The organism is Intestinibacter sp., assembly GCF_022780145.1.
Taxonomy (GTDB): Bacteria; Bacillota; Clostridia; order Peptostreptococcales; family Peptostreptococcaceae; genus Intestinibacter.
The window spans coordinates 1-12,223 of record NZ_JALEXO010000003.1 but is presented as its reverse complement, the minus strand read 5'-3'; the positions used below and the strand labels follow the sequence as shown (position 1 = coordinate 12,223).

Below are 12,223 nucleotides of genomic sequence, written 5' to 3'. Positions count from 1 at the left end.
TATTATGTAATTTACAATCTTCGCAACATCTCCTGAAGAAAAAGAATTTTCAAGACTTTTTAAAATTGAGGATAATAATGCTAGAACTATTATCATGATAATTACCTTTAGACTTGTACTTAATTGTGCTAGAATTGAACTTTTTAAATTTTCTACATTTATTAAATCTGAAATTTTTGCATCTCCTTTAATTAGATCTTTTACAAATACTTTTAAATCTATATTTTTAAAAACATCGTCATCCTTTATGTATTCTTGAAGCTCATTTATATTTATTTTATCTAATTGACTATCTATATAATTTTCTGCTGTTTCTTCAGATACCTCGTACTTTTCAGAACTTAGATCATCTTGATTTTCGCTGGCAAAACCGATGCTAGTTATACAGATTACAAAAAATAAAGCTAGTAAAATCATTTTTAATTTATTTTTCATAATTTTTCTCCTAAGGTATGATTCCAATTATCACATCTATTATCGATAAAAGTATTGGAAAAGACATACTCATAATTATTATCTTTCCCCCAAATTCTAATTTAGAGGCTATATTATTTTCACCACAATCCTTACAAAGAGATACTGCAAACTCCATAATATAGGCTATTCCTATCAATTTTATTATTAGAGATATGTACATAGAAGGAATATTTGCCCTATTGGCTAAATTATTTATCTCCTCTACTATAAAATTCAACTTCAAAACAACTGATAGAAGTATTACGACGCCTGCAGTTATAGCTATAAAATTTGCAAATTCTGGTCTATCCTTTTTTAAAACTAAGCAGAGTACAGTTGATATTATGGCGATTCCGATTATTTGCATTATCTCCAAAATACCACCTCCATTTTTATCTATCAATACAATCTAAACATGGTTCTAACTGTATTGAATAATTCGCTTATCTCGCCTATTACAAGGCTTAAAACTATTATCACGCCAGCTAGCGTAGTAAGCGTCGCCCAGTCGCTCCTGTCTACCTTTCCTAAAATCATATTTAAAACCGATATCAAAATGCCAACTCCTGCCACCTTAAATATCAAAGCTATATCCATTTAATCATCTCCTAAATCAAAATTATCCCTATACATATACCGCTGAAGGTTATCAACTTCTTGTAGAGATTTCCCTTGTTTTTTATATCTTCTTTGCTTTCTACTGTTAGTTTTTTTAGATTTTCTACAGTTAAATCTATTAATCTCTCTTGAGACTCTATTTCACTTTTTCCGAGAGATAAAATAAGCTTTTTTAATTCCTCAATTTCATTTTTCTTTAAATATGTATTTTTATATAAAATATCTATGTTATCATCTACAATATCCTCTAATCTCCTGCCATCCTCTTTCAAAATTGAATCTGCAAGTATTGAAAAAAACTCTTTAAATTCGTATTCATCTTTTAAAGATATATTTCTAAAAATCTCCTCTAAAGTGTACATTCCAAATGACAAATCCATTCTCATTATCTCTAAAATTCTGATTAAATCGTTTAACTGTCTGTGTCTTTTAATATATCTTTTAGAAATCTCCTCCCCAAATAAATAGCTACAACCTATAAGCATTCCAACTAAAAATATTTTAATTTGCAAAATACCATCTCTTTTCCTGTATGTCGTAAATTTTTTCTACTGTACCTGGTCCATTTTTAGAAGATAATATTACGACCCTCTTAAATAGATCGCCCTCTAGTAAATCTTTAAGCTCTCTTCTGTTTTTGACATCCTCAATAGAATCTCCATGTACAGTAGTTATTAGACTAACGCCACCGTTTAAAGCTGTATAAAGCGCTTTTATTTCTCTCTCATCGCCTATTTCGTCTGTGACTATTACATCAGGCGACATCGACCTTAAAACCATCATTATTCCCAAATCCTTTGGACATGTTTCTAAAATATCGGTTCTAATACCGACATCTAGCTGCGCAACTCCAAGATAAGACCCTCCTATTTCATTTCTCTCATCTATCAAAGCTACTTTTACGCCATCAAATCCATAAGATTTATTTCCATTACTTATATTTCTAACAATATCCCTTAAAAGCGTTGTTTTTCCACATTGTGGAGGCGATATAATTATAGTGTTGTTTATCTGATTTTTATTTTTTATTACATATGGCAGTACTTTTTTTGAACACCCCTTGATTTCTCTAGATATTCTTATATTGAGTGAAGAAATATGTTTGATATTTTTTACTTGTCCATTTTCTATTATCGCCTTACCTACTATTCCTATTCTATGGCCTCCTCTTAGAGTTATAAATCCCTTTTTGATGTCGTCTATAAATGAATGCACAGAATACCTGCATATGAGCTGAAACGTCTCTTCTATATCCTCTTTTGTAACTATATATGGATTTTTCATATTTAAACTCAAGCAATTATTTCTATTGTCGTAAAAATAATCCTGGCTGTCTCCATTTATTATCATGGGTTTATTTACTCTAAGCCTTATCTCTTCAATATTTGCAGAGCTATCTTTTATATTGTTGATTTTTTTTCTAAGGTTAATCGAAAGTGAATTTATAATTTCATCAGAAAGTTTCATGACTACATCCTCCTTACTTGTTTATAAATATATATTTATTTAACCCCCAAATTATTACTCTTATATTCTCATAAATTGGCACAAAAAAATCTCTCCTATATTTAAGAGAGATTTTGAAATAAATCGTATATTCTTTTTTCATTTAAATCTTGTCCTATTACAACTATACCTGTTTTTGATGTATTTGTAAGCTTGTCTATGTGGATTTCTCCATCTACATAATCGAACTTTAGGTAATTGCCTTTAATGTCCTTTAATATGCCTTTTGACCTTATTATCAATCCGTATTTTGAGAAATTTATAAATTCGCCTAGTAAATTATCTATCTGTTCTTGTGAATAAAATTTATCCACATCAAATGTATAACTAGATAAATCTAAATTATCTCCATTTACTGTGTAATTATCGCGATTATCGTTTTTTATATTTTTATAAATAATATCATTTATATTAAATTCATCTAAGCTCTTATCTACTATCAATGCATTTGGATTTAAAGCTTTTAAATCATTTATTAATTTATCTAATCCATTTTTTCTGACTCGCTTAAGTCTTTCGATTCTAGTTAAAAAAATTATATCGGCATTAACTATCTGATCTTCATAATGCTCTCCAAATGTTTTTATATGCATATCGAAGGTAAATGCATTTACTGTAGTTATTATTTTGTCTAGCTCGATGTTTTTAATACCGTCTAGTATCTTCACTATATCGCTTACCTTTGCCACACCTGATGGCTCTATAAATAAAGTATCTGGATTGTATTTTTTGAATATATAATCTAAGCTATCTTTAAAATCAGCTAACAGGCTACAGCATATACATCCAGCATTAATTTCATATATATTTAAATCTTCGCTATATAGAGCATCCGAATCTATAGAGATCTCGCCAAACTCATTTTCTAGAATTACAACTTTTCCTAGATTTTTAACTTCATCTAAATATTTTTTTATAAATGTAGTTTTGCCAGAACCTAGAAATCCAGATATTATGTTTACTTTAGTCATTTTTTTCGTTCCTTTGAAGCTTTATCTATTTGTCTTCTTCTTGTGATTCTATTTCTTTTTTATCATTTTCTTTTTCTTCTAATTCCTTTAACACCTTTTCTATATCTTCAACTACATTTCCACTTGCAAATTTTATAGCTTGGTTGACTGCGTTTTTAATTGCAAATCCATCAGAGCTCCCGTGAGCCTTTATAACTCCACCTTTTACTCCTAGAAGTGGTGCTCCACCGTATTCAGTGTAGTCCATCATAGATTTTATAGCTTTAAAATCGTCTTTTAGCATTAAAGCTCCCATTTTTCCTTTGAAAGAAGACATAAATCTCTCCTTCATAAGTCCCATAAGTCCCATAGCAACGCCTTCACATGTCTTTAGAAGTATATTTCCTGTAAATCCATCGCATACTATAGCATCGCATACTGAATTTATTACATCTCTAGCCTCTACATTTCCCACAAAGTTTAAATCTAATTCTTTAAGCTCATAAAAAGAAGTTTTCATAAGCTCATTACCCTTGCCTTCTTCCACTCCTATGTTGGCAAGACCTATTCTAGGATTTTCGATATTTAATACCTTTCTCAAGTATATATCGCTCATGAAGGCAAATTGTACTAAGTTTTTAGGTTTACAATCTGCATTAGCACCTCCATCTGCAAGAAGTGTTATTCCTCCCTTTACATTTGGAATACCTGGACATAAACAAGGTCTATCGATTCCCTTTATTCTTCCAACTACAAATAGACCTCCCGCTAAAAGGGCTCCTGTATTACCAGCAGAAACTATTGCATCTGCTTTTTTATCCTTTACTAATTTTAATCCTACAACCATTGAAGAATCCTTCTTTCTTCTAACTGCTTGTACTGGTTTATCTTCGTTTTCGATTATTTCAGTCGTATGTACTATTTCTAGTTTACTTTTGTCATAAGTTTTTGATTCTAATTCCTTTTCTATTATGTCCTTATCTCCCGTTAAAATTACATCTACACCGTACTCATTTATAGCTAAAACAGCACCTTCTACTGTAGATTTAGGAGCGTTATCTCCACCCATTGCATCTATTACTATTTTCATATATTTCCTCCTCTTTATAAACTCTCAATTTATAGTATTTACATTTTTTATGTAACTATCCCTAAATGAATTTAGAGGAGTACAATTTAACTCCTCTTTTATTTAGTCAAAACCACTTATTATATTATAACTTATATTTAAACAAAAAAAAACATGTAGTATAAACTACATGCTTTTTATATAACTATTCAGCTACGATTTCTTTACCATTGTAGTGTCCGCAAGAAGGACAAACTCTATGTGGTAATTTTGGTTCATGACATTGTGGGCATTCTACGAATCCTTTAACTGTCATTTTTGAATTAGCCGCTCTTCTCATTTTAGTTTTTGATTTAGCTGTTTTACGTTTAGGTACTGCCATTTAAGCCACCTCCTTAATCATTTTTGAACAAATCTTTTAATTTAGCAAAACGTGGATCTATATCATCCTCGTCACTTGCAGTTTCGCTACATGAGCAAGTTTCTTTATTTAAGTTAGCTCCGCATTCTGGACAAAGACCCTTGCAGTCCTCTTTACAAAGAACCTTATGTGGTAAATTGAAGTCTAGAGTCTGTTCTATTATTTTTACTAAGTCAACCTCGTCAGTATCTACAATAAAAGCATCGTAGTCTTCAAAGCTATCTTCGTCAAAGCCTTCACTAACTAAGAAACCATCAATTGTATAACTCATTGGCACTTCTACTGGTTCTAAACATCTAGAACAATTATCTATTATTGTAAAATCCACATCTGCAACTAAATGAATTTCATCCTTTGCATTTTTAGAAATTTTACCAACTAGATTTACAGGTGAAGCCAATTTGTATTTGTTATCACAATAACTAATAGTATCAATTTTTTGCGAAAAATTCAAGTCTATTTTACCAGTTTCTCTTTTATTTAACTCATTAAGACTAATTATCATATTTTTCACCTCAACATTATTACCAAATTTATTATACAAATAGGATTAATGTTTGTCAAGTATTTTTACTTGATACTTATAATACTATTTTGTTTATGTATAAAAGATATCTAAATCTCATATACACAATTTAAGGTAGGTCTAAGCCTACCTTAAATATTTATATTATAATCAATTTTAACAAATTATATAACTATAATTATTTAACTAATTCTAATGTATCTCTAGCTATCATTAATTCTTCGTTAGTTGGTATTAATAATACTTTAACTTTAGAATCAGGAGCAGATATAACTCTTTCTTCTCCTCTTACTTTGTTAGCTTCAGCGTCCATTTTAACACCTAATACTTCTAAGTCAGAAGCTATTTCTAATCTGTTGTCTATACCATTTTCACCTAAACCAGCAGTAAATACTATAGCATCTACACCGTTCATTTCAGCAGCATAAGCACCTATATATTTTTTAACTTTTTTGTGGTAAGCAGCTAATGCGTTTACAGCTTTAGCATCGCCTTTTTCTGCAGCTTCACCGATATCTCTGAAGTCAGAAGATATACCAGTCATTCCGTATACACCAGATTCTTTATTCATTAATTTATCTATACCATCAGCATCTAAGCCTTCTTTTTTCATTATGAAAGGTATTATAGCAGGGTCTATGTCACCACATCTAGTTCCCATTATTAAACCTTCAAGTGGAGTAAGTCCCATTGTAGTATCTACAACTTTTCCACCATCTACAGCAGCTATAGAAGCTCCGTTTCCTAAGTGACAAGTTATTATTTTTAAGTCAGCTATATCTTTTCCTAACATAGCAGCAGCTCTTTGAGATACGTATTTGTGAGAAGTTCCGTGGAATCCGTATCTTCTTACACCGTATTGTTCATATAGTCTGTATGGAAGACCATATAAGTATGAAGAAGCTGGCATTGTTTGATGGAATGCAGTATCAAATACAGCAACATTTGGAACACCTGGAAGTACTGCTTTTATAGCATCTATACCCATTAAGTTAGCTGGGTTGTGAAGAGGAGCTAAATCGTTGCAAGATTTTATAGCTTCTATAACTTCGTCAGTTACTACAACTGAAGATGCGAATTTTTCTCCACCATGTACAACTCTGTGTCCTACAGCGTTTATTTCAGCCATTTCTTTAACTCCACCGTAAGTTGGATCTAAAACACCTTCAAGAACTAATTTTATAGCATCTTGATGATCTTTCATAGGTTGTTCTTTAACGTATTTACCTTCTACACCGTCTTTTTTTTGAGTAAGTATAGAACCATCTATACCAATTCTATCAACTCATCCTTTACATAATACTGCTTCATTTTCCATATCGATTAATTGATATTTTAATGAAGAACTACCACAGTTTAAAACTAATATTTTCATTAGTAAAACCTCCTTAATATTTAATGAATAATATGTATTAAGCCTTAATGACTTTTATTTTATTATACTACATAAAAAAGCCTTCATTAATAGAGATTGTTAAATTAATATAGACTTTTTATTTTCTAATAAATTCAGACAATTAAAATTCCTAAATTAATATATCATTTTTTTCAAAAAAAGTACATACTATTTTGAATAAAAAAACATATTCATTTACTTATCGTCTCATATATAATTATAATATATTTATCGCGTTATTGGTTAAAAAAAATACAATTTATCTATATTTTATTTATATATTTTAAAGAATTTTTCAATATCTATTTAATAGCCCTTGAATTATTATTCCAATTAATTAAAATAATAATCATATTATACAAAAAAAGGAGAAAATTTTATGAATTTACTTGGTTTAATAGTGGAATACAATCCATTTCACAATGGTCATTTATACCATTTAAATGAATCCAAAAAAATCACCGGAGCAACTCATACAATAGCTGTAATGAGTGGAAACTTTATGCAAAGGGGTACACCTGCTCTTTTAGATAAATTTACTAGGGCTGAGATGGCTGTAAAAAACGGGGTCGATTTAGTTGTAGAATTGCCTACACTATACGCATGCCAGAGCGCAGAAATTTTTGCACATGGAGGGATAACTTTACTTAACTCCCTAAACTGTGTAGATTCTGTATGTTTTGGAAGTGAAATAGGCGATGTGGATATACTATTTTTAATAGCAAAAATCTTAATAGAAGAACCTTCAGAGTTTAAAAACGCTCTTAAAAATTATTTAGCTGAAGGGCTACCATTTCCAAAAGCTAGATCATCGGCTCTATTTGATTATATAAGCGAAAACAAACTGTACAATACTTCAAAAGAAAATTTGACAGAAATATTAAACTCTCCAAATAATATACTTGGAATCGAGTATATAAAGAGCATATTAAAACTAAATAGCTCAATTAAACCGTATACAATAAATAGAGTTAACTCTGGCTACAATAGTTTAAATATAGATAATTCAATCTGCTCTGCATCTGCAATTAGGAATGCTCTAAAAAATAACAGCGATTTAAACGACATAAATTATACTATTCCAAATCCTACTTACGATATGATAAGCGAGGCTTTACAAAATGGATTTAATCCTGTTTTTGGAGACGATTTTTATCAAATATTGTATTCTATTATCATAAGAGATAAAGACAACTTAACCGATTATTTCGAGGTAAATGAAGGAATCGAAAACAAAATTTATAACTCTATATTTAAATGCACAAATTTCGAAGAGCTTCAAAACGAAGTAAAATCCAAGCGATATACTATGACGAAAATCTGTAGAACATTAAATAACATTATGCTAGGAATAAAAAAAGAAGATATTTTAAAAACTAAGGATTTAAATAGCATTCCTTATTTAAGAGTTCTAGCCTTCAACGATAAAGGATGTGAAATACTTAAAAAGATAAAAAATAATTCTGATATCGAGGTTATCACAAAGTTTTCTAAAATAAAACATATCGATGTAGATAACTTCAAAACTTTGATAAATTACGATATTAAAGCTACCAATATGTACAATTTAATATACTACAAAAATAATATTTCTAAGCTGAAGGGGCCTATGGACTACATGACCTCTCCCAAATACATAAAATAATAACTGGAGGAAAACAATGGAAAACAATACGACAATTGAAGATCTATCGAGTTCTTCAAAAAATACATCTAAAAACAACACAATAAAGGGAACTTTATTCGCACTAATAGCCGGGACATTATGGGGATTGTCTGGAATATGTGCCCAATTTCTATTTCAACAGAGAAATCTTACTCCTGAATGGGTAGTATGCATTAGGCTTATATCTTCTGGAATAATACTACTATCTATAGCCTATATAAAGGAAAAAAACGAAATATTTAAAGTTTTTAAATCTAAAAAACACACTAAGGATTTGGTTTTATTCGGTATTTTAGGTATGTTCGGAGTCCAATACAGTTATTTTGTAGCTATAAAATACTCAAACGCTGCTACAGCTACTGTTATACAGTATTTAGGACCTGCTATTATCCTGATTTACCAATCATTAAAAAATAAATCTCTGCCTTCATTTATAGAATTATTCGCCTTGATACTTTCTCTTCTAGGCGTATTTGTTTTAGTAACTCATATGGATATAAACAGTCTCGTTATCTCTAAAAAAGCCTTATTTTGGGCGATAACAGCTGCATTTTGCCTTGCATATTATACTGTTAAGCCTGGTAACCTCTTAAACAGCTTCAGCAATATATGCGTAACTGGCTGGGGAATGTTAATCGGAGGTGTAGCATTCAGCTTTATAAAACCTATATTTGATATAAGTGGAACTTTTGATATATACACTATAGCTGTAATAATAATAGTAATAATATTTGGTACAGTTATTCCATTTAGTATCTATGTCATAAGTACAAAATTGATAGGACCTACTAAGACTAGTTTATTTTCTACAATAGAACCTGTATCATCTGCTGTATTCTCTATATTTTTATTAAATCTAGCATTTGGATTTATGGATTTTTTAGGTACAGCTATGATAATTGCTATGGTAATTATATTGTCTATAAATAAAAAAGAAAAAGCATCAGATTGCGCTTAGATTTACATATCATTTTAAATAAAAGCTCCCTTTATAATTTTGTTTAAAATTAAAACTTATAAAGGGAGCTTTCTGTATTTTAGTTTTGTGATTTGATATATATTTTAATATATACTAATAATTATATAGCATATATTATTTACCTATAAACATTTGTGTCCAGTAAATTGTACCTTTTGAATCCTTAGCTACACCAACACCTAATTCAGTAAAATTAGGGCTTAGTATATTTGCTCTATGTCCTGGTGAATTCATCCAAGAGTTCATAACCTCGCTAGGAGTTTTTTGATCTTTTGCTATATTTTCTCCTGCAGCTTTATAGCTTATACCAAATGATTTCATCATATCAAACGGAGAACCATAAGTCGGAGATGTATGGTCAAAATATCCTTTATTTATCATATCTTGCGATTTTACTGTAGCTACGTTTGATAGCTCTTTATTTAGAGTAAGAGGTTTTAAGCCATTTGCTTTTCTCTCTTTGTTTACTATTTCTAATACCTCTAATTGTTCCTTTGTAAAATCTGAATTTATAGTATCGTTTGAATTATTGTCATCGTTTTGATTTTCTCCATTGTTTGGAAGATTGTCGTCTTCTGTATTATTTTCTTGTGAATTATTTTGATTGTTATTATCTGTATTTAAATTATTATTTTCATTTGTTTGGTCGTTATTAGTGTCTTCTGTTTGATTATTATCTATATCTTCTTTATTATTTGAATCTTCTTCGCTACTAGGTATTTTATCTGTACAATCATCTTTAATTGAAGGTTTCGATGGTTTAACTATACATAGAGAATTTATATCAAATTTATATTTCTTGCCATTTACACAAATGTATATTTTACCTTTTACCCTACCAGTATCTACTTTTTTAACCTGTAATGCATTTGAAAATGCAACATTTGATGCCGTCATTATTGTAACAGCTCCTAAAACTACTAATCTTTTTAACTTCTTATTCATATAAACACCTCACTATATTTTTTATTATTCTTAATTTGTTACTTTTTTGTAACCTTTAAGATATAAGCCCCCTTGCGCCTATTAATACTAACATACTTTTTTAAGTTTTTTGTATGTAAAATTATGTAAACCTATTATAAAATCAACTCTAAACCATATTATTACTAGAACACAGCTATATTATATTTTTTTAGATATAATCAAAAAAACTCTTTAATAGCTTAATTTATCGCTACTAAAGAGAACCTTTGACATTTTGCGTATTTTCATAAATTATTATATATTCATCAACTCTTTAAAACGTTTGACCTTACTTCTACTAACTGTAATCTCATATTTTTCATCGTTCAATTTAAGTAAATAAGTATTATTAAACCAAGGTATTACTTCTTCTATCTTGAGTAAATTAACTAAATAAGATCTGTGGCATTTAAAAAAGTTATCACTGTTTATCATCTTTTCAACATCAGATATACATTCCCTTATATGGTATTCTTCATCCTTAGTGTAAATATATGTATATCTCTCCTTTGCTTCACAGTAATAAATATCATCAATATCCACTATATATATTTTATTATCCTTCCATAGACTTATTTTATTAGATACCTTATTTGATACAAGATTTTTAGTTTCTTTTTTCTCTTTGTTTTCAAGTTTATTATCACTATTACAAGCATTTTGTAGCTTATGCAACATAGATATTATTCTCTCTTCTGAATAAGGCTTTAATATGTAATCAAATATATCTAAATTAAATGCCTCTATAGCGTAATTCTCATACGCTGTTATAAAAACTATTTTGGGTTTTTGCTCAAATTTATTTATTGTCTTAGCCAACAACATTCCATCTAATTTAGGTATATTTATATCCAAAAATATAGCATCTACATTATTTTCTTGTATAAAACTAAGTACATCTAATCCATTATCAAATTCCCCTACTATATCTATATCCGTGTTATTTTCAACAAAATACCTCAATTCTTTTCTTGCTGGAAACTCATCTTCAACTATTATCGCCTTCATAACCTCTACCCCCATACATAAAATTCAATTAAAGTTCCTCTATCTAATTTTTTAATTTCTAATCCCTTATGATAATGAAGCTTAACCCTTAAATGTACATTATAAAGTCCTATTTTATTCTCAGGCATATTACCACTGTACAAGTTGTCAATTACTTTTTGGTCAATACCCACACCGTTATCTTCAATACTTATTTTTACTTTTGAATCTAGGTTTTTTACAGATATTTTAATTTCTCCTTCACTTTTATTATCCATAGGTAAAATTCCATGGATGATAGCATTTTCGACTAACGGCTGGATAATCAAGCTCGGTATTTTCACATTTGTTTTATCTATATCATATACAATATTTAAAGCGTTTCCAAATCTAGCCTGCTCTATATCTATATAAGATCTTACTTGTTCCATTTCTTTTTCTATATCTATCAGATTATCATTAAATTCTAGGTTATGTCTCAAATAAGTAGATAAACTTATAATTAAATCTCTCGCCTTTTGAGGATCAAATCTTATAAATGATGCTATTGTGTTTAAGGCATTAAATATAAAGTGTGGATTTATCTGTCTCTGAAGAGCTGACATTTCAGCTTTTTTTCGCTCTTCTATATCTCTTTTATCTTTTTCTATAGTATTGACAATAGATACCATAAATCCTATTCC

Annotated in this window: 14 protein-coding genes and 1 pseudogene; 2 read left to right on the top strand and 13 right to left on the bottom strand. The window is 29.3% G+C overall.

All coding sequences use genetic code 11. From position 1 onward, the window contains the following. The 10 genes and pseudogenes from MR593_RS00230 to MR593_RS00185 all read right to left on the bottom strand — a co-directional run. A partial coding sequence (locus MR593_RS00230; protein ID WP_331474690.1) for a stage III sporulation protein AE occupies positions 1–435 on the bottom strand: 435 nt, incomplete at its 3' end. A gap of 10 nt (positions 436–445) precedes the next feature. Further along, positions 446–823, bottom strand: a complete 378-nt coding sequence (spoIIIAD, locus tag MR593_RS00225) for a stage III sporulation protein AD (protein ID WP_290685593.1) — start codon at positions 821–823, stop codon at positions 446–448. Between the two features lie 32 nt (positions 824–855). Further along, positions 856–1,053: a stage III sporulation protein AC gene (spoIIIAC, locus tag MR593_RS00220; protein ID WP_290685590.1), complete on the bottom strand. Its 198-nt coding sequence runs from the start codon at positions 1,051–1,053 to the stop codon at positions 856–858. Between the two features lie 11 nt (positions 1,054–1,064). Further along, positions 1,065–1,586 (bottom strand): stage III sporulation protein AB, encoded by a 522-nt coding sequence (locus MR593_RS00215; RefSeq protein ID WP_290685588.1) that lies wholly within the window; start codon positions 1,584–1,586, stop codon positions 1,065–1,067. Beyond that, positions 1,576–2,541 (bottom strand): stage III sporulation protein AA, encoded by a 966-nt coding sequence (gene spoIIIAA / locus MR593_RS00210; protein WP_290685586.1) that lies wholly within the window; start codon positions 2,539–2,541, stop codon positions 1,576–1,578. Before spoIIIAA ends, MR593_RS00215 begins: the two co-directional genes overlap by 11 nt. A gap of 101 nt (positions 2,542–2,642) precedes the next feature. Further along, positions 2,643–3,551 carry a CobW family GTP-binding protein gene (locus MR593_RS00205; protein ID WP_290685584.1) on the bottom strand — a complete coding sequence of 303 codons (909 nt, stop codon included), beginning with the start codon at positions 3,549–3,551 and terminating at the stop codon, positions 2,643–2,645. Positions 3,552–3,576: 25 nt separating this feature from the next. Continuing rightward, positions 3,577–4,620 carry a phosphate acyltransferase PlsX gene (gene plsX, locus MR593_RS00200; RefSeq protein WP_290685582.1) on the bottom strand — a complete coding sequence of 348 codons (1,044 nt, stop codon included), beginning with the start codon at positions 4,618–4,620 and terminating at the stop codon, positions 3,577–3,579. Positions 4,621–4,804: 184 nt separating this feature from the next. Beyond that, positions 4,805–4,981, bottom strand: a complete 177-nt coding sequence (rpmF, locus tag MR593_RS00195; protein ID WP_290685579.1) for a 50S ribosomal protein L32 — start codon at positions 4,979–4,981, stop codon at positions 4,805–4,807. A gap of 13 nt (positions 4,982–4,994) precedes the next feature. Continuing rightward, positions 4,995–5,525: a YceD family protein gene (locus tag MR593_RS00190; RefSeq protein WP_290685577.1), complete on the bottom strand. Its 531-nt coding sequence runs from the start codon at positions 5,523–5,525 to the stop codon at positions 4,995–4,997. Positions 5,526–5,724: 199 nt separating this feature from the next. Next, positions 5,725–6,921, bottom strand: a pseudogene (locus MR593_RS00185) (acetate/propionate family kinase). Between the two features lie 400 nt (positions 6,922–7,321). On the opposite strand from MR593_RS00185, the gene MR593_RS00180 reads away from it, so the two are divergent. Then, positions 7,322–8,587 carry a nucleotidyltransferase gene (locus tag MR593_RS00180; RefSeq protein ID WP_290685575.1) on the top strand — a complete coding sequence of 422 codons (1,266 nt, stop codon included), beginning with the start codon at positions 7,322–7,324 and terminating at the stop codon, positions 8,585–8,587. Between the two features lie 16 nt (positions 8,588–8,603). Then, on the top strand, positions 8,604–9,566 hold the full coding sequence (locus tag MR593_RS00175) for a DMT family transporter (protein WP_290685572.1): 963 nt from the start codon (positions 8,604–8,606) through the stop codon (positions 9,564–9,566). 135 nt (positions 9,567–9,701) lie between these two features. Here the strand turns inward: MR593_RS00175 and MR593_RS00170 are convergent, their stop codons facing one another. The 3 genes from MR593_RS00170 to MR593_RS00160 all read right to left on the bottom strand — a co-directional run. After that, positions 9,702–10,532 carry a CAP domain-containing protein gene (locus MR593_RS00170; protein ID WP_290685569.1) on the bottom strand — a complete coding sequence of 277 codons (831 nt, stop codon included), beginning with the start codon at positions 10,530–10,532 and terminating at the stop codon, positions 9,702–9,704. A gap of 276 nt (positions 10,533–10,808) precedes the next feature. Further along, positions 10,809–11,561: a LytR/AlgR family response regulator transcription factor gene (locus tag MR593_RS00165; protein WP_290685567.1), complete on the bottom strand. Its 753-nt coding sequence runs from the start codon at positions 11,559–11,561 to the stop codon at positions 10,809–10,811. Between the two features lie 5 nt (positions 11,562–11,566). Continuing rightward, positions 11,567–12,223 (bottom strand): sensor histidine kinase (locus MR593_RS00160; RefSeq protein WP_290685564.1); only part of this gene is annotated, 657 nt, incomplete at its 5' end.